At 63.8% G+C, this 20,768-nt stretch carries 24 protein-coding genes and 1 tRNA gene; 13 read left to right on the top strand and 12 right to left on the bottom strand.

Annotation, left to right across the window (positions count from 1 at the left end; genetic code table 11):
* Positions 1-20: 20 nt before the first annotated feature.
* The gene (ppa, locus tag Q0C17_RS02350; RefSeq protein WP_291200724.1) at positions 21-554 is read left to right on the top strand and encodes an inorganic diphosphatase; all 534 of its coding nucleotides are present in this window, start codon (positions 21-23) and stop codon (positions 552-554) included.
* A gap of 32 nt (positions 555-586) precedes the next feature.
* Entirely contained in the window at positions 587-1,207 is a 621-nt protein-coding gene (locus tag Q0C17_RS02345) for a LysE family translocator (protein ID WP_291200722.1), read from the top strand.
* 5 nt (positions 1,208-1,212) lie between these two features.
* Here Q0C17_RS02345 and Q0C17_RS02340 read toward each other — a convergent pair.
* Both Q0C17_RS02340 and Q0C17_RS02335 read right to left on the bottom strand, forming a co-directional pair.
* Positions 1,213-1,288: transfer RNA gene (locus Q0C17_RS02340), tRNA-Ala, on the bottom strand.
* Positions 1,289-1,356: 68 nt separating this feature from the next.
* A complete protein-coding gene (locus Q0C17_RS02335) occupies positions 1,357-1,980 on the bottom strand; it encodes a carbonic anhydrase (RefSeq protein ID WP_291200719.1) in 624 nt (207 codons plus the stop codon).
* Between the two features lie 161 nt (positions 1,981-2,141).
* On the opposite strand from Q0C17_RS02335, the gene Q0C17_RS02330 reads away from it, so the two are divergent.
* Positions 2,142-2,771 carry a TetR/AcrR family transcriptional regulator gene (locus Q0C17_RS02330; protein ID WP_291200716.1) on the top strand — a complete coding sequence of 210 codons (630 nt, stop codon included), beginning with the start codon at positions 2,142-2,144 and terminating at the stop codon, positions 2,769-2,771.
* Between the two features lie 36 nt (positions 2,772-2,807).
* On the opposite strand, the gene Q0C17_RS02325 is transcribed toward Q0C17_RS02330, so the two are convergent.
* Positions 2,808-3,353, bottom strand: a complete 546-nt coding sequence (locus Q0C17_RS02325) for a DUF1465 family protein (RefSeq protein ID WP_291200711.1) — start codon at positions 3,351-3,353, stop codon at positions 2,808-2,810.
* Positions 3,354-3,418: 65 nt separating this feature from the next.
* The gene (locus Q0C17_RS02320; protein ID WP_291200708.1) at positions 3,419-3,604 is read right to left on the bottom strand and encodes a DUF1192 domain-containing protein; all 186 of its coding nucleotides are present in this window, start codon (positions 3,602-3,604) and stop codon (positions 3,419-3,421) included.
* Positions 3,605-3,701: 97 nt separating this feature from the next.
* Here Q0C17_RS02320 and Q0C17_RS02315 point away from each other — a divergent pair, with 97 nt between their 5' ends.
* The 3 genes from Q0C17_RS02315 to Q0C17_RS02305 all read left to right on the top strand — a co-directional run bounded on the left by Q0C17_RS02315 (position 3,702) and on the right by Q0C17_RS02305 (position 6,573).
* Positions 3,702-4,676 carry an NAD(P)H-quinone oxidoreductase gene (locus tag Q0C17_RS02315; RefSeq protein WP_291200704.1) on the top strand — a complete coding sequence of 325 codons (975 nt, stop codon included), beginning with the start codon at positions 3,702-3,704 and terminating at the stop codon, positions 4,674-4,676.
* A 154-nt stretch (positions 4,677-4,830) separates the two neighbouring features.
* Positions 4,831-5,499, top strand: coding sequence for a cell cycle transcriptional regulator TrcR (locus Q0C17_RS02310; RefSeq protein WP_291200701.1), 669 nt, complete (start codon positions 4,831-4,833; stop codon positions 5,497-5,499).
* Between the two features lie 30 nt (positions 5,500-5,529).
* Complete coding sequence (locus Q0C17_RS02305; protein ID WP_291200698.1) at positions 5,530-6,573, top strand: aspartate-semialdehyde dehydrogenase; 1,044 nt, start codon at positions 5,530-5,532, stop codon at positions 6,571-6,573.
* Here the strand turns inward: Q0C17_RS02305 and Q0C17_RS02300 are convergent.
* From Q0C17_RS02300 to Q0C17_RS02290, 3 genes are read right to left on the bottom strand one after another with little or no spacing between them, the layout of a single operon-like run.
* The gene (locus Q0C17_RS02300) at positions 6,570-7,079 is read right to left on the bottom strand and encodes a Smr/MutS family protein (protein WP_291200695.1); all 510 of its coding nucleotides are present in this window, start codon (positions 7,077-7,079) and stop codon (positions 6,570-6,572) included. The genes Q0C17_RS02305 and Q0C17_RS02300 overlap by 4 nt on opposite strands.
* Complete coding sequence (locus tag Q0C17_RS02295) at positions 7,079-8,290, bottom strand: MltA domain-containing protein (RefSeq protein ID WP_291200692.1); 1,212 nt, start codon at positions 8,288-8,290, stop codon at positions 7,079-7,081. Before Q0C17_RS02295 ends, Q0C17_RS02300 begins: the two co-directional genes overlap by 1 nt.
* Positions 8,291-8,350: 60 nt before the next feature.
* Complete coding sequence (locus Q0C17_RS02290) at positions 8,351-8,965, bottom strand: Tim44/TimA family putative adaptor protein (protein WP_291200689.1); 615 nt, start codon at positions 8,963-8,965, stop codon at positions 8,351-8,353.
* A 136-nt stretch (positions 8,966-9,101) separates the two neighbouring features.
* On the opposite strand from Q0C17_RS02290, the gene secB reads away from it, so the two are divergent.
* On the top strand, positions 9,102-9,587 hold the full coding sequence (secB, locus tag Q0C17_RS02285) for a protein-export chaperone SecB (RefSeq protein WP_291200686.1): 486 nt from the start codon (positions 9,102-9,104) through the stop codon (positions 9,585-9,587).
* Between the two features lie 3 nt (positions 9,588-9,590).
* Here the strand turns inward: secB and dnaQ are convergent, their stop codons facing one another.
* The 5 genes from dnaQ to Q0C17_RS02260 are packed head-to-tail and all read right to left on the bottom strand — an operon-like array spanning position 9,591 to position 13,141.
* Complete coding sequence (gene dnaQ / locus Q0C17_RS02280) at positions 9,591-10,292, bottom strand: DNA polymerase III subunit epsilon (RefSeq protein ID WP_291200683.1); 702 nt, start codon at positions 10,290-10,292, stop codon at positions 9,591-9,593.
* Positions 10,289-10,897: a dephospho-CoA kinase gene (gene coaE, locus Q0C17_RS02275; protein WP_291200681.1), complete on the bottom strand. Its 609-nt coding sequence runs from the start codon at positions 10,895-10,897 to the stop codon at positions 10,289-10,291. The genes dnaQ and coaE overlap by 4 nt, the downstream gene beginning before the upstream one ends.
* Entirely contained in the window at positions 10,894-11,709 is an 816-nt protein-coding gene (aroE, locus tag Q0C17_RS02270) for a shikimate dehydrogenase (RefSeq protein ID WP_291200678.1), read from the bottom strand. The genes coaE and aroE overlap by 4 nt, the downstream gene beginning before the upstream one ends.
* Positions 11,706-12,302, bottom strand: a complete 597-nt coding sequence (locus Q0C17_RS02265) for a Maf family protein (protein WP_291200675.1) — start codon at positions 12,300-12,302, stop codon at positions 11,706-11,708. Before Q0C17_RS02265 ends, aroE begins: the two co-directional genes overlap by 4 nt.
* Positions 12,299-13,141 (bottom strand): pyruvate, water dikinase regulatory protein, encoded by an 843-nt coding sequence (locus Q0C17_RS02260; protein ID WP_291200672.1) that lies wholly within the window; start codon positions 13,139-13,141, stop codon positions 12,299-12,301. The genes Q0C17_RS02265 and Q0C17_RS02260 overlap by 4 nt, the downstream gene beginning before the upstream one ends.
* Before the next feature lie 345 nt (positions 13,142-13,486).
* Between Q0C17_RS02260 and hemE the strand changes: the two genes are divergently transcribed.
* From hemE to mnmG, 6 genes are all read left to right on the top strand, one after another.
* A complete protein-coding gene (hemE, locus tag Q0C17_RS02255) occupies positions 13,487-14,524 on the top strand; it encodes a uroporphyrinogen decarboxylase (RefSeq protein WP_291200669.1) in 1,038 nt (345 codons plus the stop codon).
* Positions 14,525-14,532: 8 nt separating this feature from the next.
* Complete coding sequence (hemH, locus tag Q0C17_RS02250; protein ID WP_291200666.1) at positions 14,533-15,606, top strand: ferrochelatase; 1,074 nt, start codon at positions 14,533-14,535, stop codon at positions 15,604-15,606.
* A 10-nt stretch (positions 15,607-15,616) separates the two neighbouring features.
* Positions 15,617-16,060 (top strand): CopD family protein, encoded by a 444-nt coding sequence (locus Q0C17_RS02245; protein WP_291200663.1) that lies wholly within the window; start codon positions 15,617-15,619, stop codon positions 16,058-16,060.
* Between the two features lie 139 nt (positions 16,061-16,199).
* Positions 16,200-17,489, top strand: a complete 1,290-nt coding sequence (gene rho / locus Q0C17_RS02240) for a transcription termination factor Rho (protein ID WP_366512556.1) — start codon at positions 16,200-16,202, stop codon at positions 17,487-17,489.
* 16 nt (positions 17,490-17,505) lie between these two features.
* Positions 17,506-18,831: a tRNA uridine-5-carboxymethylaminomethyl(34) synthesis GTPase MnmE gene (gene mnmE, locus Q0C17_RS02235; protein ID WP_291200660.1), complete on the top strand. Its 1,326-nt coding sequence runs from the start codon at positions 17,506-17,508 to the stop codon at positions 18,829-18,831.
* Between the two features lie 64 nt (positions 18,832-18,895).
* Positions 18,896-20,761 carry a tRNA uridine-5-carboxymethylaminomethyl(34) synthesis enzyme MnmG gene (gene mnmG / locus Q0C17_RS02230; protein WP_291200657.1) on the top strand — a complete coding sequence of 622 codons (1,866 nt, stop codon included), beginning with the start codon at positions 18,896-18,898 and terminating at the stop codon, positions 20,759-20,761.
* The last annotated feature ends 7 nt before the right edge of the window (positions 20,762-20,768 follow it).

Below are 20,768 nucleotides of genomic sequence, written 5' to 3'. Positions count from 1 at the left end.
TGCTCCGGAGGACGCGCGACATGGACCTTTCCAAGATCAAGACGGGCAACAATCCGCCGGATGACGTCAACGTGCTGGTTGAGGTGCCGCTAGGCGGCGACGCGATCAAGTATGAGATCGATAAGGAATCCGGCGCGATGTTCGTGGACCGGTTCCTTTATACCGAGATGCGCTACCCCTGTAATTACGGGTTCGTGCCGCATACGCTTAGCCTCGACGGCGACCCGATCGACGTGATGGTGGTGGGCAACCGCCCGCTGGTGCCGGGCTCGGTCCTGCGCGTGCGCCCGGTCGGCGTTCTTATAATGACCGACGACAAGGGCCCGGACGAGAAGGTGCTGGCCGTGCCGCACCCGAAACTGACCGCCTATTACGACAAGATCGCCACCTACCACGACCTGCCGCAGATCCTGATCGACAAGATCCAGCACTTCTTCGAGCACTACAAGGATCTCGAAACCGGCAAGTGGACGAAGGTCGAGGGCTGGTACGGCGTCGACAAGGCGCGCGAGCTGATCCGTGACGCCGTCGAGCGGGCGAAGGCAGCAGGCTGAAGCCTCATCCCGGGACATAGAACGGCGCGGCCATGGATATCACCATCTGGGCCGCCCTCGCGGCGCTGTTCGTTGCGGGCGGGCTGACGCCCGGACCGGCGGTAATGCTGGTGATGAGCACGTCGCTGCGCTACCGCTTCGGGCCGGCGATGATTGCGGCGCTGGGCGTCTCTGCCGCCAACCTCGTCTGGATTACGCTGGCGGCGGCCGGGCTTGCCGCGTTCGCGGCGCAGTTTCCGCAAGTGCTCCTTATACTGAAGATCGTCGGCGTCGGCTTTATTGCCTGGCTGGCCTGGTCGATCGCGACCGCTGACCCATCGCGGCCGCGCGCACGGGCGGAAGATGCGCCGCCGAGAGGTCAGCTGTTCCTGCGCGGTGTGGGCTTGCAGATGCTGAACCCGAACGCTCTGGTCTTCTTCGGCCTGCTGCTGCCGTCCTATTTCGATGTGTCGAGGCCAGTGATGCCGCAGACGCTGGTGATGATGGCGACAATTACGGTGTGCGAGATGTTCGGGCTGGCGGTCTATGCCTGGCTAGCCGACACCATGAATGCGCGCTTCCAGTCACCGGGTTTCGTGCGCTGGTTCAACCGGGGCGCCGGGGCGGCAATGTTTCTGTCGGCGCTGTTCGCGGCGGTGATGACAAGCATTTAGCGGAATGGTGGAGACGAGGAGGATCGAACTCCCGACCTCGGCATTGCGAACGCCGCGCTCTACCATCTGAGCTACGTCCCCATTCCGGAGGGAGATATAGCGATCCGTTTTTCAGAGTGGAAGTGGGCGCGGGGCTGCCCCCTTCCCTGTCAGGGCGCGACGATCTCGAAGCGCCTGGTCTTCGGGTTTCGCCAGTGGAGTTCGCCGTGCTTGATGGCGAACCAGGCGCCGTGGAGTTCGAGGTCTCCGCCTGCAACCGCTTCGGCGACCCAGGGAAAGCTCATCAGGTTTTCCAGTGAGGTTTCGATACCTTCGAGTTCGAGGGCAAACTGCGGGTTCAGCGAACCGCTTTCCATCACGCGGGCGCGGGCGGCTTCCAACAGCTTGACCCAGGGGGTCACGAATTCGCCAATAAGCGGGCTCTTCGATTCGATGAGCGAGGCGGTGACGCCGCCGCACCCGCCATGGCCCATGACCACGATATGGCGCACTTTCAGCACGCGAACGGCAAATTCGAGCGCGGCCGAGACCCCGTGCAGGCCGCCATCCGGCTTGTAAGGGGGGACAAGGTTTGCAACGTTGCGCACGACAAACATCTGGCCGGGAGCGGCGTTGAAGATGTCGGAAGGCTCGGCCCGGCTGTCGGCGCAGGCGATCAGCATGACACCGGGGTCCTGGCCCTCGCCGAGTTCCTTGTAGAGCTGGGCCTGTTCGGCATAGACGCCGGCGCGGAACCGGCGATAGCCGGCGATGAGATCGTCCACAGTTTTCATCTCTGCTCCTGATAGTTTTTTCTTATGGACCGCTGGCGAGATACGCAATTCCTCGCCAGCCGCAAGCGATTTCGAAACCAATTGGCATCTAGAACGGAACGATCTGTTTCGCCCCGCCGCCGATTCCGGCTATAACCCGTGCGGGGCCCAAGGAGTTCACGATGGATACGCCGACCGACACGCAGAACGCTGCCCCCGCCGCGGGAGGCGCCCCGGCAAAGTCGAGGAAGGGGCCAACGCGGAGCGAAGTGTCGAAATCCGCGATCCTGGAAGCTGCTCGCGAGGAAATGGCCGAGAATGGCTGGCGCGGGTTCAGCGTCGATTCGGTTGCCAAGCGCGCAAGCGCCTCAAAACAGACGATCTATCGCTGGTGGCCCTCTATCGGGGCGATGTGTGTGGATGCGGCCCTCGCCCTGATCCCCGACGCCCCGGAAGGCGGGCGCGACCCGCAGGAGCGAATCACTGCGCTGATCATCCCGCTGGAAGCCGCTGCCCGGACGGGCCAGGGCCATGCCGTGCTCCGCGTCGCGCTGCTGGCGGCCGCCGATGACAAGGAAGCCGGCGAAGTCTGGCGCGCCTGGGTGGGCCGCGACATCCGCCAGCCGCTGCGCATGCTGCTGGCGGAACTGGCCGCGAAACGTGTGATTCGGCGCGATTTCGAGCTGGATGACGTTATCGAGCAGCTCCTCGGACCGATTTTCCACCGGCTGACGATTATGCGGGCGCCGGTAAAGGAAGGCTTCTGCGCCGACCAGTCGGCGGCATTCCTGCGCACTTACGGAGCGCTGTAACGGCGCGGCGGCGCACGGCCTGCGGCGGGACGCGCCCTACTTGGAGCGCCGCCAGACCATCAGCGGATCGAAAGCGCCGGTTTCGGCGGCCTTCTGGAGCTGGGCAATCTGATCGACGACCGGGTTTACGGGCGGCTTGGCCGTGGTGCCACGGTAGAGCGCTTCATCAAGGCGGCAGATCTGTTCGTAAAGGGCCTCGGCCCGTCCGACGAGTTCGAGGAAGCGCGGCGGCAAGCCCCGATCCTTTTGGGCAACCGGATCGAGCGGCGGATCGTCCCGGCGGATACGGTACTTGCGGGCGCTGGCGTCTTCTCGGCGCATCTCGCCGTCGCGCACGGCCTTCTGCATGACAAGCCAGGAGGCCGCCTGCATCAGGCGCGTCGTCAGCTCCATGCTCCAGGCAGAATAGGTGAGGCTTGCATCGCGGGGCAACGTCTTGGCCTGCTCGCGGCCAGGTCCATCGAGATAAGAGGCTGTTTCTTCCACAAGCGCCATGCCGCGCGTGAACACGGTGTCGAACAGCTTGCCGCCGGTAAAGGGTTCAGGGCCCACTGAAGGCCCGACCGGATCACGTTCTGCCATATGCCACCCTTCGCGCGTCGAAATCCGGCGTTTGCCAGACTAGCCCGCCAGCCCTTTCACGAGACTTAACTACCACCGCCGAACAAGGCATCTGCGGCCCGCTTCTGCGCTTTCTTGCGCTCTATTTCGGTTTCGCAGGCTGCAATTTCAGTTTTCAGCTGGCCGATATAGACGGCGAGCTCCTCGACCGACATCTGATCCAGCGCCTGTGGACGCCGGACGCGGATGGGTTCTTCATCCTGGATGGCCATGGGCGGCTCCCGTTTCTCTCGGGTTTCAGAAAAGCAGAAAGGCGGGCTAGAAGCGACTCCCAATCCCTGTTTGCCCCCTGCACGGAAGAGGCCTGCCATGACCGCCACGATGAAAGCCGCCTTTGCCGCCGCCGGTGAGCGGTTGGCGCTGACCGAAATGCCCATGCCCGTACCAGGACAAGGCGAAGTGTTGATCGAGGTGGCTGCTTCTGGACTCAACCGTGCAGACCTTGCGCAGAAGGCCGGCGCCTATCCGCCGCCGCCGGGCGCCTCGCCGATCCTCGGGCTTGAAGTCTCCGGCATCGTGGCCGCAGTGGGCGCAGGCACCGATCGCTACAAGCCGGGCGACCGCGTGGCGGCGCTGCTGGCGGGTGGTGGATATGCGACGCATGTCGTGGCGGATGAAGGTTCGGTCCTGCCGGTGCCGTCGGGCTTTGACCTTCAGCTCGCCTGCTGTTTCCCCGAAGCGCTGTTCACAGTATGGGCAAACGTGTTTGATCGGGCCGGCCTGAGGCCGGGCGAGACCTTCCTCTGCCATGGCGCCACCAGCGGCATCGGCGTGATGGCGCTGCAGATGGCGAAGGTGTGGGGCGCATCGAAGATTTTCGGCACAGCAGGGTCGGACGAGAAGTGCGCGCTCGCCCGTGAACTCGGCGCGACGCGGGCAATCAACTACCGCACTGAGGCCTTTGAGGAGGTGGTGAAAGCCGAGGGCGGCGCGGACGTGACGCTCGACATGGTGGGCGGCGAGTACATTCAGAAGAACATCATGGCGGCGAAGCTGGACGGCCGGATTATCAACATCGCCTATCAGGATGGTTTCGCCGCCAGCGTGAATTTTGGACCGGTGCTGATGAAGCGCCTTTCGCTGATGGCCACAACCCTGCGCGCCCGGCCGGTAAAGGAGAAGCGCCGCATCCGTGACGCGGTGGAGCGGGATTTCTGGCCGCATGTCCTGTCCGGCCGCATCCGCCCGGTGCTCGACAGCGCCTTCCCGCTGGCCGAAGCGGAAGCCGCCCTTGCCCGCATGAACCATGGTGGCCATTCGGGTAAAATCCTGCTGCGGCGGTAAAGAAGGGCTGATTCCAGCCCCTCCCTTCCCTCCGGCGCTGTTCTGACGTATAGCGCCGTTCAAGGTACCAGCTGTCCTGGACCAGACCCGCCCGGCACCCCAAGTGCCGGGCGGCTGCATTTCAGGCGGCGATCACGAGTTCAGGAGAATCCCAATGTCCGACGTTCTGATGCCCCGCGCCACAGCGGTCTGGCTGCTCGACAACACCACGCTGACCTTCGCCCAGATCGCGAAATTCTGCGGCTTGCACCATCTGGAAGTGAAGGGCATCGCCGACGGTGACGTGGCCGAGAACATGCGCGGCGTGGACCCGATCGCCGGCGGCATCATCTCGCGCGAAGAAATCGCAGCCGGCGAGGAGGATCCCGACCACGAACTGAAGGTCGCCCAGTCGCGCATCGACCATATCCCGCAACCGAAACGCAAAGGCAGCCGCTACACCCCGGTCATCCGGCGTGCTGACAAGCCGGACGCCGTGGCCTGGTTTATCCGTCACCACCCTGAAGTTCCGGACGCGCAGATCATCAAGCTGATCGGCACGACGAAGGCGACGATCAACAACGTGCGCGACAAGAGCCACTGGAATGCCACCAACATCAAACCGGTGGACCCGGTGACGCTTGGCCTCTGCTCGCAGATCGAGCTGGACGAAGTGATCGCCAAGGCCGCCGACAAACGTCGCAAGATGGACGCCGAGAAGGCCGCCCGCTCGGAAGGTCCCGGCCTTGCACCTGCACAAGATACCCCGGCCTTCGAGCCGGAACCGGAAGAGACCTACAAGAAGAACATTTCGGCGGACGACGTTTTCCGCGACTTCGAATAGATCATCCGTTCTCTGAGGTTTTCAACTGATATGACTAATCATGCGCTTCGCCCCCGGGTGGGGATTGTCGGTGCGACCGGTCTGGTCGGTGAGATGATGCGGGAAATTCTGGCGCAGCGGAGGTTTCCGCTGAGCCAGATACGTTTCTTTGCCTCGCCCAGATCAGCAGGCACGAAGGTCGAATTCGGCGGTGACAGCATTGTTGTCGAAGACGCCTCTACGGCAGACTATGCCGGGCTGGACATCGTGTTCTTCTCTGCAGGCGGCTCAACCTCTCTGGCGCTCGCCCCGAAAGTGGCGGCCGCCGGGGCCATCGTGATCGACAATTCCTCGGCCTGGCGTAGCGACCCGCAAGTGCCGCTTGTAGTAGCGGAAGTGAACCCGCACGCCCTGAAATCCATTCCCAAGGGGATCATCGCCAACCCGAACTGCACGACCATGGCGGCGATGCCGGTGCTGAAACCGCTGCATGACCGTGCCGGCCTGAAGCGGCTGGTCGCGAGCACCTACCAGGCGGTGTCGGGCGGCGGTGTGGCCGGTGTCGACGAGCTGGAATCGCAGATCGACGCGCTTGGCAAGGGCACAGGCGCTCTGGCCGGCCGCGGCGACGCGCGCGAATTTCCCGCGCCCAAGAAGTGGCAGGTGCCGATCGCGTTCAACGTGGTGGCGCTGAACTACAAGCTGGGTGAAGACGGGTACACGGACGAAGAGCTGAAACTGCGAGACGAGTCTCGCAAGATCCTCGAGATCCCGGGCCTGCCGGTGTCCGGCACCTGCGTGCGCGTGCCGGTTTATACCGGCCATTCTGTGTCGATCAATGCCGAGTTCGAGCGACCGATCAGTGCGGCGGAGGCAACCGAAATCCTTGGTAAAGCGCCCGGCGTGGTGGTGACCGAAATTCCGAATCCACTAACCGCGGCCGGCCGCGACCCCGTCTATGTTGGCCGTATTCGGCCAGACCCGACCGTGTCGCATGGCCTTGCCCTGTTCCTTTCAAACGACAACCTGCGCAAGGGCGCGGCGCTGAACGCCATCCAGGTGGCCGAAGTGCTGCTCGCCCAGCGTGCGGGTTAAGCGGATTTTCGAAGAAAAACGTAGAAGGCCCCTGCCCCGCCATGCTTCGGGTGCGATTCGGCATAGCCCGACACGAGACGGCGGGCGGGCGGCGATTCCAGCCAAAGCAGGAAGTTGCGGCGCAGGATGCCCTGGCCTTCCTTTCCCTTGCCAGTGATGACGAGCACACAGCGCGCACCGTCCGCCTGCTGACGTTCGAGGAAATCCGGCAGGGCGCGCGACGCGCTGGCCTGCGTGTGGCCGTGCAGGTCGAAACGGCCCGTGATCGCAAGCTTGCCGCGCCGGACTTTCTTCTCGCCGCTGCGCTCAGCGGGTGGCGCGGGGGTTTTCGGCGGCGCCGGTTTGGCTTTGGCGGTCGCCGGAGGCGGGTCAATCTCCGGCACGCCGGATTCGAGCGCCGCGAAGAACTCCTCCAGATCAGCGGCGCGCGGGCCGATAGGCGTCACCGTCGCGGCGACCCTTGCCCAGGCCCGGGCTTCGTCGGCGGACAGCGTGCGGCGGGTCATCAGCCTGGTTGGCCAGCTTGCGGCACGCTTGCAACAAGGCCGGCGGCAAACATTCGCTCCGCTACAGCGCGCGGCAGCAGCACCCAGAGGCGGCCCTTGGCATTCATCGTGCCCGCGCGGTTGCCGGCCTCGACGCCGGTGCCGAAATAGATGTCGCCCCGGACCGGGCCCTTTATGGCGCCGCCAGTGTCCTGCGCAATCAGCAGGCCAGACCAGTCTCCGCCGAGACCTGGCGCAGTTGTTTGCACGAACATCGGTACGCCGAGGGCGTGGAATTCGGGGTCCACCGCCATCGAGCCGAGCGGCGTCAGCGGCACGTTATGGGCGCCGTTCGGGCCGAGGTTCACGTCGCCTTCGGGCAGGGACTGAAAGAAGACGAAGCGCTTGTTGACGTTCATCGCTTCGCGCACTTCGGCGGCGCTCGAACGGTCCATCCAGGCGCGGATGCCCTGCATCGAGCCTTCGCTGCGGGTAATACGGCCAGTTTCGATCAGCCAGTTGGCGACTGACTTGAAAGGTTGGCCATTATGCGCGGCGTAAGCAGCGCGCAGCGTCGAGCCATCCGGGAAAGTCAGGCGGCCGGAGCCCTGGACCTGCAGAAAGAAGACGTCGGCCGGATGGGCATAGGCCATCGCCGGGCCGCCCCGCGCTGTAATGTCGGCGCGCGCGGGATAAGGGCGGGTCGAGCCGTCCGGCAGACGCTGCAGCGGGCTGTCGCCATTGGCGATAAAGTCGGACGGGACTGTGAACACCGGCTCGGTGAACACGCCTTCCGGCGTGCGCCGCGCCTCGTAACGAGGCTCGAAATAGCCGGTGAACTTGTCCTTGCCGTCTCGGTCGATAATCTCCAGCGGCACAAACTGGGTTTCGAAGATGCGCCGGGCTGCGGTCTCGTCGCGCGCGGCGATCACGGCGTCGCAGCCAGGCTGCCAGTCCTGCGCAGTGCCGGCCCAGGGGGCGCTGCGCGACAGCGGCGCGTCCCAGGCGCGCCGGCTGAACCGGTCACAGGTGCGCCGAAACGCCTCGAGCGGCGCCGACAGCGACGCCGTGGTCCAACCCGGAAGCTGAAGATAGGTTGCCGGATTGGCCGATGGCATGGGGCCGGCCGAACCCGGCGCTTCGGGAACCGGGCGGTGTTCGATCGGCGCGGGCTGGGTCTGACAGGCGGACAGGACCAGCAGAGCGGGGAGCAGGAATCGAAGGGTTGGCATGGGCGGGATATGACCGGAAAGGCCCCTGCCTGTCACCCGCAGATTCACCTTGCGGGCGAGTTAGCCAGCGGCGTCTACGTCATCAAGCAGCCAATTCGGGTCGCTCGAGGCGGCTTCGCGCTTGAAGGTCCAGATTTCCTTGGCCGTTCTCGTAACTTCGCCGTCTCCAAGTTCGGCTTCGTAGCGAACCCAGACGCGTGCAATGCCACCCTCGAGTTCGGCGCGTTCGATCTCGGCGCGCCTGACGCGGAGGAGTTCGAAGGCGCGGTCACCCGAGGCTTCGCGGGCCGTGATCGCCGCGTCCCAGGCTTCGTAAACGTCATCATCGAGCAGCGGGCGCAAGGCGGCGCGGTCGCCGCGGGCATAGGCGCCGACGATCATCGTGTAGGCGGCCTTTGCACCTCGCAGGAAGTCCTCGGCCGTGAACGACCGGTCGGCATTATATATGTCTTCCAGTCCGGCAGCGGCAGGACCCGTGAAAATCGGCCGCTCCGTCTCAGTGCGGCGCGGCGTGGGCGCCGGCGCTTCGGGGGCGCGCTCACGCTGCTCCGGCGCAGGCGCCGGGCGCTGCATAGGCCGCTCATCCCCTCCCCGGCCGAGGGCCACATAGAGACGCCACAGCACGAAGAGTGCCACGGCAGCCAGGATGAGGACTTCGATAACGGGGTTAGACATCTTTGGGGCGGGTTCCTCAATTGATCCAGCAGGGGTTCCGGGTAGATAGTGTAGGCTCGTGCAAGGTGCCAGCCTTTGCGTTGCGCGGCCAAGGGGCGCATGCTAGGCGCGGGGCCCGACAAGTAGAGGTTTTATAATGACAGATACGAGCCCGCCCGCAAACCCCAGTCAAGACGGCGCGGTCCAGCCTGCCCCGTCGCTGCGTGTGCTTGGCCAGTATGTGAAAGACCTGTCCTTTGAGAATCCCGGCCATCCCCCGGTTCAGACTCAGCCAAACATTGACCTCGGCATTGATGTCGGCGCCGCCCCCCATGTGGACGGCAACGGCGTGTTCGAAGTGTCGCTGAAACTCTCCGCCAAGGCGCTCGCCGGCGAAACGACCCTGTTCATCACCGAACTCGACTATGCCGGCCTTTTCCAGCTGTCGAACGTCACCGAGAAGCAGGTCGAGCCGATGTTGCTGATCGAATGCCCGCGCCTGCTGTTTCCGTTTGCGCGCCGGATCATCGCCGAAATCACGCGCGAGGGGGGCTTCCCGCCCCTGCTGATCGATCCGGTGGATTTCGTACAGCTCTATCAGGCACAGTACCGCAAGGCCGCCGAGCGGGCCGGCGGGGCGTAAGCCTCAGCTCACTGTATTCCAAATCGCCCCGGCGCCCAGTTTTTCGACCAGCTTGGCATGCGCTGTCAGTTCTGCGGGCGTTGCCAAAGGCGCTATCGGCGCCGGGCGCTGCGCCGCAGGGGGACGATTGTCGCCTTCGCCCAGCCCGCTTCCCGCTTCGAAACTGAACGCGCGGGCCCGGCCGCCGAGCAATTCCAGATAGACACTGGCCAGCAGCTGGCTATCGAGCAGGGCGCCGTGGAAGGTGCGGCTTTCGAGGGAAATGTCGAAGCGCTTGCAGAGCGCGTCCAGGCTGGCGGGTGCCCCGGGAAACCGCTTGCGAGCCATGGCGACCGTGTCGATCCAGCGCTCCTCCGGAATCGGTGGCCGGTCGCAGCGCGCGAGTTCGGCGTTCAGGAAGCCCCGGTCGAACGAGGCGTTGTGCGCGACGAGGGTCGCGTCGCCGAGGAAGCTGAGAAACGCGTCGACAATGTCCGGATGCTCGAAGGGCGGCTGGTCCTTCAGGTCGGCATCGGTGATTCCGGTGATGCGGATGGTCGCCTCGGACACCGGCCGGCCCGGATTTATGAGGCGGCGGAAAGTGCGCCCGGTCGGAATGTGGTTGATCAGTTCGACAGCGCCGATCTCGATCACGCGTTCGCCCTCCGCCGGATTGAGGCCGGTGGTTTCGGTATCGAAGGCGATTTCGCGGATCCGGGCGGTCATCTTTTTCTCTCGGCGGCGAGGCGAATCATCAGGGCGACTATGGCGCGAACATGGTCCTGGGCAAAGTCGAAGCCGTGCGCCGTGGAGAGAACGAAGTCGGCGCGGGCCCGCTTGTCGGCGTCTGGCATCTGGCGCGCGACGATGGATTGGAATACTTCGGGAGTCATACCCGGGCGGGCGAGCACGCGTTCGCGCTGGACCTCGGCAGGCGCCGTGACGACGAGCGTGAAATCACAGTGCCGGTCGCCGCCGGTCTCGAACAGGAGGGGAATGTCGAGCACTGCAAAGGGCGCGCCTTCGGCATGCGCGGTTTTACGGAAATCGAGCTGCGCTGCGCCGGCGAGCGGGTGGACGATGCCTTCGAGCAGTTTCATCGCGTCCGGATTATCGAGCACGCGCGTGCGCAGGCGTGTGCGGTCAACGGCGCCGCTCTCCGTGACGCCAGGAAAGGCCGCTTCGATGTGCGGCACAGCGGCGCCGCCTTCGGCATAGAGCGCATGGACAGCGGCGTCAGCGTCGTAAACTGGTACGCCCTCCTCGCGGAAGAGGCTGGCCGTGGCGGACTTGCCCATGCCGATGGAACCCGTCAGTCCAAGGATAATCATTGGGCGGCCTCCAGCAGGCTACGGGCACGGGCGTGGGCGGTCGCAAGATCCGGCATGGTTCCAAACCAGAGTTCGAAACTGAGCGCAGCCTGCGCAACCAGCATACCGAGGCCGTCCAGAGTGCGCCAGCCCTGCCGGCGCGCTTCGGCGATCGCGGCAGCCGCGCCCTTGCCATAGCTGATATCATAGAAGATGCCGCCAGCCGATTGCGGCAACGCAAGCGTTTCGCCGGCATGGCCGATGCTGAGCGTGTTGATGATCAGGCTGGCGCGCTGGGCCTGCTTCAGGCCGTCCTCCAGAGAAAGGATCCGCGCGCCGGGTGCCAGGTCAAGCGCAAGGGCTTCGGCGCGGGCGATCGTCCGGTTACAGATGGTCAGCCGGGCGCCCTGCCGCGAAAGGATATCGGCGACCGCGCGGGCCGAACCCCCTGCCCCGAAGAGGAAAACCTCGCGGCCGTCAACGGAGATATCGCCATACTCAAGGGTGAGGGCAAAACCGGGCGCGTCTGTATTGTCAGCATGCCAGGTGCCCTCCGTGGTGTGTATCAGCGTATTGGCCGCGCCGATGCGCCGAGCCGTTTCGCTGGCACTGGAGGCAAGTTTCAGGACGGCTTCCTTGTGCGGAAGCGTCACGTTTACGCCGATCGCTTCATGCCCGCGCAGCGAATCCAGCGATTCGGCAAGTTCGGCTGCCTTCACTTCCAGCGCCGCATACACGGCATCGATGCGATTCTCGCGCAGCCACTGGTTGTGGATGTAGGGCGACAGCGAGTGGGCGACGGGATCGCCGATGACACCGAGAAGTCTGGTCATTGCGGCAGGACCTTCCGGATACGCAGATAATCCAGCAGCGGCAGCAGCGGCAGGCCAAGGATCGAAAAATAATCCCCCTCGATGCGAGCGAAGAGCTGCGCACCGAGGCCTTCAAGCTGGTAGGCGCCGACGGTCGACAGCAGAGCCGGGCCGCAGCGGGCCGTGTAATCGTCGATGAATTCCGGCGAGAGTGGCCGCATGGTCAGCTTCGGCCGGGCGAGATGGCGCCAGACGGGGCGGCCTTCCTCGCAGACGACTATAGCTGTCTCCAGCGTATGGCTCTTGCCGGACAGGCGCGTCAGGTGGCTCTTTGCCTCGGTCAGATCGCGCGGCTTGTCGAAGGCCTCTTCGCCAAGCGCCAGCATCTGATCACCCCCGATCACCAGGCCGGGGCGCGCCTGCGACACGCGCACGGCTTTCATCTCCGCAAGCTGCATCGCCTGATCGCGCACAGACATACCATCCGCGCGCATGGCCGTGCGGTAGGATTCTTCGTCAACATTCGGGGCAACCGCTTCGGCGGCGACACCGGCCGCGGTGAGCAGCGCGCGGCGGCTGGCGCTCCCGGAGGCAAGTGTGACGGTAAGGCTCACGGGTGCCCCCGGCGTTCATGCAGCAGGTTCAGAATCGCAGCGGCGGTTTCTTCCACCGAGCGGCGCGACACATCGATGGTTTTCCACTGGTTGCGCTGGAACAAGCGATTGGCCTGCGTGATTTCCTCGCGCACCGCGACCTCGTCAGCATAGTCACCGGCGTCTTCCTGGTTGAGTGAGATGAGGCGCTGGCGGCGGATCTGCACAAGGCGTTCGGCTGAAATCTTCAGGCCGACAACGAGCGGCCCCTTCTCGCCCATCTTCTCGAGAAAGTCCGGCAGCGCCGCACCGGGCACCAGGGGAATGTTCCCGGCGCGCACCTTGCGGTTGGCGAGATAGACGCAGGTCGGAGTTTTCGAGGTGCGGCTGACGCCCAGCAGGATGACATCGGCGCCAATCAGGCTGTCGACATTCTGCCCGTCATCGTGGGCGAGCGTGAAGTTGATGGCTTCCATCCGCTCGAAATAGTCTTCGTCCATCGCGTGCTGACCGGCGACACGGTTATTGGCAGAGACGCCGAGGTGGCGGCTGAGCATGGCGATCGAGGGATCCAGCACCGGCAGGGTTGGTATGCTCCGCTCACGGCAGAAGGATTCAAGCCGCGCACGCAGAGCAGAATCAGAGATCGTGTACCAGACGACGCCCGGGGCAGCTTCGATCTCTCGGGTGACCCGTTCGAGCTGGCGTTCGGAGCGCACAAGATAGTAATTGTGCTCCAGCGGCTGCACATTCTCGAACTGCGCGCAGGCGGCGCGTTGGACAGCGTTCAGCGTCTCGCCGGTGGAGTCCGAGACGAGATGGACATTAAAGTAGATGGCGGGACGGGTCGGCCGGGTCATGCGTGTGTCTTGCCGGGGCTTCCCGTTTTGCACAAGGGTTGTGACTCGCCTGTGGATTGAGCGATGCCCCCCAGGGACTCACACGCATTCCACAATCTCGGGAATTCGACTCTGCTGTGATCCCGGCTTGTTCCGTCCTGTGATTCAGGGGCGGGTGTTAACCTTGCGTTAAACATTGTGGCAAGTGCGGAATCTGTTCGCGCGTGAGGCGAGCAGCGCTTGTGACTCGCTTGTGGATTCTGGTGGACAACCCCTCATAAAGTGCGCTCTCCAAGCTATCATCAGGATCATAACTATAAGTGCCCTGACGGGCCCGTTTGAAATTGGACGAAGAGGGGAAGACGGATGGCAACAACCGGAGGGAAAAAATTTCTGGATGTGCTCGCTGGAAAGCCGGTCTCCCCTCCCCCGGTCTGGATGATGCGGCAAGCAGGCCGCCACCTTCCGGAATACCTGGAAACGCGCTCCCGGGCCCGTGACTTCCTGGATTTCTGCTACACACCTTCCCTGGCCGCAGAAGCGACGCTTCAGCCGGTCCGCCGGTATGGAATGGACGCGGCGATCCTGTTTGCCGATATCCTTTTGATCCTCGACGCGATGGGCCTCGAAGTGGCTTTCGAAAAAGGTGAAGGCCCGCGGGTGGAAGAAATCGAGAAGCCTTCGGACCTGACACGGGTCAAACCGCAGGCTGCGGCACACAAGCTGTCGCCGGTCTATGAAACGGTAGCACGCGTCAAAGCGGAACTTCCGCCCTCTTGTGCGCTGATCGGCTTTGCAGGCTCACCCTGGACCGTAACGCTTTATGCCATCGAAGGGCGCGGTAAGACCGACAAGTCGATGGCCTGGCGCTGGGCGCACGGCCGCCCGGCTGACCTTGCTGAGGCAATGGATCATGTCGGTGAAGCGACCGCGCACTATCTCGCCGCGCAGGTCGAAGCCGGAGCCGATGCGCTGATGCTTTTCGACAGCTGGGCGGAAGGGCTGCCGGACAATATCTTCGAGGAAGTGATCATCGCCCCGACCAAGAGGCTGGTCGCGCGGCTTCGGGGTATGGGTGTGACGGTACCGATCATTGGGTTTCCGCGGGGCGCCGGCGTCATGGTGCCGGACTATGTCGCCGCAACGGGTGTGACCGGCGTTGGCCTCGATACGGCCGCGCATCCGAAATTCATCAATGCCAACCTGCCCGCAAACTTTCCGGTGCAAGGCCATCTCGATCCGCTTCTGCTGATCGAAGGTGGTGGGCGTCTTGACGCACGGGTGGACGAACTTCTGGACGCTTATCGCGGCCGACCCCATATCTTCAATCTCGGCCACGGTGTTCGCCCCGAGACACCAATTGCGAACGTCGAGCGCGTTCTGGCCAGGATTCGAAAAGGATAAGTTCGCTGATGGGCCGCAAGATCGCCGTTGTATTGTTTAATCTCGGCGGCCCGGACAAAGCGTCTTCCGTGCAGCCATTCCTGAAGAACCTGTTCCGCGATCCTGCCATCATTCGCGCGCCGTTGCCGTTGCGCTGGTTCCTGGCACGGCTGATCTCGCGCACCCGCGCGCCGGCAGTGATCAAGAATTACGCGATGATGGATGCGGGCGGCGGCTCTCCCCTGCTCCGCGAAACCGAGTTTCAGGCGCGCGCGCTGGAAGCCGAGCTTGCGAAGTCCCTGCCCGGGGACGACGTGAAGTGCTTTATCGCGATGCGCTACTGGCACCCCTTCACCGAGGAAGCGGCGGCAGACGTGAAACGCTGGGGCGCGGACGAAGTGGTTCTCTTGCCGCTCTATCCGCAGTTTTCAACCACGACGACCGGCTCCTCCCTCAGCGCCTGGAAGGCTGCCTTCAAGGGTAAGGCACGCACCGTCTGCTGCTATCCCTTCGATGAGAATTTCGTTTCGGCGCATGTCGACCGCATCCTCGAGGCCCACCGCAAAGCGGGCGCGCCGGACCAGGTGACACTGCTCCTCTCAGCACATGGCCTGCCCGAGCAAGTGGTGAAGGGCGGCGATCCTTATCAGTGGCAATGCGAGGCGTTGGCCGAAATGATCGCTGGCCGGGTACCGGCGCATTGGGAAGTAATCCCCTGCTACCAGTCCCGCGTTGGCCCGCTGAAATGGATCGGGCCGTCAACCGAAGCCGAAGTCGCACGCGCCGCGCTGGCCGGTAAGCACATCCTGATTTCGCCGATCGCCTTCGTGTCCGAGCATATCGAAACGCTTGTCGAGCTCGGCGAGGAATATCGCCTCGTCGCTGAGAAGGATGGCGCGGCGAGCTATACCCGCGTCGAGGCCTTGGGCACCCATCCCGGCTTCATTCGCACGCTGACCGAAGAGACGATTGCCGCTCTCGGTATGAAAACCGAAATCCGCTCCTGCGCCGGCGGGCGTCTTTGCCCTTCGGACTGGACGGGATGTCCGCATGCCGCCACACATCACAAAGCGGGTGAGCGGATGGTCGAACCCGCGCATTAGAGGTCGCGGCATGGATATCTATCTCTGGGTAAAGGCAGCGCATCTGGTGTTCGTCGTGGCGCTGATGGCGGGCCTGCTGGTCTATCCCCGGTACAAGATCCACCAGCTGTCGAGCCGACCGGGCGAACCCCTGTTCGAGACCATGAAGGACTCGTCGGAAAAGCTGAAGAAGATCATCCTGAATCCAAGTGTCACACTCGTCTGGGTGTTCGGAGTCCTTCTTGTGTACCTAGACTGGCAGCGGGGCGGCCAGATCCTGTTCCAGCCCTGGTTTCACACCAAGCTGCTGCTGGTTCTGGGAATCAGCGGGTTGCACGGCTACTTCATCGGTCTCGGCAAGAAAGTCGACCGGGTGACCGGAACCGTTCAGGCGCGGACGCTGCGCATGATGAATGAGGTTCCGTTCCTGCTGATGATCGGCGTTGTCATCCTTGTCATCGTCAAACCCTTCTGACGATAAGCCATTCCGGCTTGACGTTCCCGGGCAAATTGGCGATGAGAAGGTCATGCCGGTGCGCCCGATCCTTGTGGCGCCTCGTATTTCCCCCTGACCGGCACCCCCTTGACTAAATCCAAAATCCGGACCGCTCCGAATGGCTTCCTCGATGCTCGATAACCTTACCAGCGTGACTCTGCGCGAACTCAAGGCGAAATCGCCTGAGGAACTCCTCCTCTATGCCGAAGAGCTTGAGGTCGAAAATGCGTCCTCGATGCGCACTCAGGACATGCTGTTTGCGATCCTGAAGGAGCTGGCGGACAGCGAAGTCGAGATTACCGGACAAGGTGTGCTCGAAGTTCTCGTTGACGGCTTTGGGTTCCTGCGCTCGCCGGAATCGAACTACCTGCCCGGCCCGGACGACATCTATGTCAGCCCCGAAGTTCTCAAGAAGGCAAACATCCGCACCGGCGATACGGTGGAAGGGCCGATTATCGCCCCGCAGGATTCCGAGCGCTACTTCGCTCTGACTGATGTCAGCCGCATCAACTTCGAAGACCCGGACAAGGCCAACAAGAAGGTCCACTTCGACAATCTGACGCCGCTCTACCCGGACCGCCGCCTAAAGATGGAAAGCCGCGATCCGACCAAGAAGGATCGCTCCGGCCGCGTCATCGACATTGTCGCCCCGATCGGCAAGGGCCAGCGCGCCCTGATCGTTGCCCCGCCCCGGACGGGTAAAACGGTGCTGATGCAGAACATTGCATCGGCCATCGAAGAGAACCACCCCGAGTGCTACCTGATCGTTCTGCTGATCGACGAGCGCCCGGAAGAAGTGACCGACATGCGCCGCACGGTGAAGGGTGAAGTCATCGCCTCGACCTTCGACGAGCCGGCAACCCGCCATGTCCAGGTCGCCGAAATGGTGATCGAGAAAGCCAAGCGCCTCGTCGAACACAAGCGCGATGTCGTCATTCTGCTCGACTCGATCACGCGCCTCGGCCGCGCCTACAACACCACAGTCCCCTCCTCCGGCAAGGTGCTGACCGGCGGTGTGGACGCCAACGCTTTGCAACGCCCGAAACGTTTCTTCGGCGCCGCGCGCAACGTTGAAAACGGTGGCTCCCTGACGATTGTCGCCACCGCTCTGATCGATACCGGTAGCCGGATGGACGAAGTTATCTTCGAAGAGTTCAAGGGCACGGGCAACTCCGAGATCGTCCTTGACCGGAAGATTGCCGACAAGCGCACCTTCCCGGCGCTCGACATCATGAAGTCCGGCACGCGCAAAGAAGAACTCATCACGCCGCAGGACCAGCTGTCGAAGATCTACATCCTCAGACGCATCCTTGGTCCGATGGGAACTTCGGACGCGATCGATTTCCTGATCGACAAACTGCGCCAGACGAAGACCAATGACGAATTCTTCGAAGCGATGAAGAACTAGGGAGGAGCGCCTGCCGATGGGCACGCGCGACACCATCTGCGCACTGGCGTCGGGCGCCCCGCCCTCAGCCATCGCCGTGGTCCGGATTTCCGGCCCGGCAGTTCGCGAGATCAGCGAACACCTATTGGCATCTGGTCTGCCGGAACCCCGCCGCGCGGTGTTGACCCGGATACGGGATCTTTCCGGCGCTGCGGTCGACCAGGGCCTTGTCCTCTTCTCCCCTGCCCCGCATTCCTACACCGGCGAAGACACGCTCGAGCTTTACCTGCATGGCGGGCCGGCAGTCATCACTCATATCCTCGACGCCTTGACGTCTGTCCCGGCAGTCCGTCTGGCGGGTCCCGGCGAGTTCACCCGGCGCGCCTTTGAATCGGGCAAGCTGGACCTGACCGAAGCCGAAGGTGTCGCCGACCTCATCGAAGCGGAGACCCTCGCTCAGAAATCCCAGGCGCTCCGCCAGGTCTCGGGCGGCCTCTCCGAAACATATAATGAATGGCGCGAGGAACTGACCGGTCTGCTCGCCCTCGTCGAGGTAATGGTCGACTTCCCGGATGAGGGCGATGTCGGGAGCGACGCCGCGGCGCCCGTTCGCGAACGCGTTGCCAACCTGATGAAGGAGGTCGAGGCGGCCCTCGGTGATGGCGGCATCGGTGAACGCATACGCGACGGATTCCGTATCGCGATCATCGGCGCCCCGAACGCCGGGAAGTCTTCGATCCTGAATCGGCTCGCCCGGAGGGAGGCGGCCATCGTGACCGACATCGCCGGGACGACCCGGGACGTGGTCGAGGTCCGCCTCATCCTTGGCGGCCAGGTTGTCTGGCTGGCCGACACGGCGGGCCTGCGTGAAACCGAAGATGTTGTAGAAGCCGAAGGCATCCGCAGAGCACGCCGAGCGGCCGCCGAAGCGGATCTGAGGATCCATGTGATCGATGGTGAAGCCCCCTCCCCTCCCCCGGGCCCGGTCAGTTCCCACGACATTGTCGTGTTCAATAAGGTCGATCTCAGATCGGCAAGCCTCACGCCGGACGCCGCCCTACCGATCTCGGCGACGACCGGCGAGGGCTTTGACAAGCTCGAATCCTGGATCTCCGGCTTTCTGGTGCAGCGGGCCGCGTCGGTGGAAGCCCCGGTCATCACCCGCGCCCGCCACCGCGAGAAGCTCACACGCGGTCTCGCCGCCCTCACCTCTGCGAAAGCAGCGCTCGATCACGAACTCGGTTTCGAGCTGGTTGCCGAAGACCTCCGCCTTGCCATCCGTGAGATGCAATCCATCGTCGGCGAGATCGGCGTCGAGGATGTTCTGGGCGCCGTCTTCTCCCGCTTCTGCATCGGGAAATAGGCTCTAGGGTTTGGGGGGCCCCGGCGTTATATACCCGGCTAACCCCCTGCTTAAGAGATGGTTAATGCCAAGCCCGGCGAGCTTTGATGTGATCGTGATCGGCGGTGGCCATGCCGGCTGTGAAGCCGCAGCGGCCTCCGCCCGCTTTGGGGCGCGCACCGCGCTCGTCACGCATAAGCGCGCGACCATAGGCGAGATGAGTTGCAACCCCGCCATCGGCGGTCTCGGCAAAGGCCACCTCGTTCGGGAGATCGATGCCCTCGACGGGGTCATGGGGCGCATGGCCGACAAGTCCGGCATCCAGTTCCGGATGCTGAACCGCTCCAAGGGTCCGGCCGTCTGGGGCCCCCGGGCGCAGATCGACCGCAAGCTTTACCGCCAGGCAATGCAAGCCGAACTGGGCGCCTACCCGAACCTGACCATCCTCGAAGATGGCGCCGAAGACCTGATCGTCGAGGACGGACAGATTGCCGGTATCGTTGGCCTAAGCGCAACTGTTTACCGTGCCGCCAAGGTCGTGATCACGACCGGCACGTTCTTGAAGGGCGTCATCCATATTGGCGCCAAGCGCATTCCCGCCGGCCGCGTAGGTGAAGCGCCTGCCATTGGTCTGTCAGACCGGCTCTATGCCCTCGGCCTTCCGATGGGCCGTCTGAAGACCGGAACCCCCGCTCGCCTCGATGGCCGGACCATTCACTGGAACCGCCTGGAGATGCAGCCGGCGGATGACAAGCCGATCCCCTTCAGCTTCCAGAACCCCGGGATAGATGTACCGCAAGTGGCTTGCGGCATTACCTGGACCACGCCCGCGACCCACGCGATCATCGACGCGAACATCAGCCAGTCGGCGGTTTATTCAGGGGCGATCGCCGGACGCGGTCCGCGCTATTGCCCTTCGATCGAAGACAAGGTCCACCGCTTCGCCGACCGGGACCGCCACCAGATCTTCCTCGAGCCCGAAGGCCTCGATGATCACACTGTCTATCCGAACGGTATCTCGACCTCCTTGCCCGAAGAGATACAGGAGCGGTTCATCCGGACAATTCCCGGCCTGGAGGATGTCGTCATCCTCCAGCATGCCTATGCCATCGAATACGACTATGTGGACCCGCGCGCCCTCTCGCCGGCGCTCGAAGTGCAGGCTCAGCCAGGTCTCTATCTGGCGGGGCAGATAAATGGGACGACCGGTTATGAGGAAGCGGCCGCCCAGGGGCTGATGGCTGGTCTCAATGCCGCCCGCGCCGCCGCCGGAAAAGAGCCAGTCATCTTCGACCGGGCCGAAGCCTACATTGGCGTCTTGATCGACGATCTCGTAACGCGGGGCGTGACGGAGCCCTACCGCATGTTCACATCGCGCGCCGAGTACCGGCTCGCCCTTCGCGCCGACAATGCCGACCAGCGGCTCACCCCGCGAGGCATCGAGGCGGGTGTTGTTGGCGTGGAACGCGCGGCGATGTTTCACGTGAAACATCGGGCGCTCGAAGAGGCCCGCGAGAAACTGAAAGTACTGACCTTGTCACCGGCCGCCGCCGTCAAGGCCGGCTGGACAGTCAATCAGGATGGCCGAATGCGGTCCGCCTGGGAGTATCTCTCCTACAAGGAGATCACGCTGGCGCATCTCCGCGCCGTCTGGCCAGAGCTTAACTCGATCGCTCACGAGGTCGGTGCGCAGATCGAGATCGAGGCGCTCTATGCCGCCTATCTCGATCGTCAGTCGGAAGATGTCGCCGCGCTCCGCCGCGACGAGTCACTGACGCTTCCGGACGGCCTTGACTATGATGCCATCGGCGGCCTGTCGAACGAGGTCCGCTCAAAACTCAAGGCGGTCCGCCCGCTGACCTTGGGCCAGGCGGCCAGGATCGAAGGCGTGACACCCGGCGCCCTGACCGCTCTGCTCGGTCACGTCAGGCGCGTCCGTCGAACCGGGTAAGGCCGGG

Source organism: Hyphomonas sp., from assembly GCF_022844445.1.
GTDB lineage: Bacteria > Pseudomonadota > Alphaproteobacteria > Caulobacterales > Hyphomonadaceae > Hyphomonas.
Note: the sequence above shows the minus strand (reverse complement) of the source record. Positions and strands in the feature narration are given on the sequence as shown.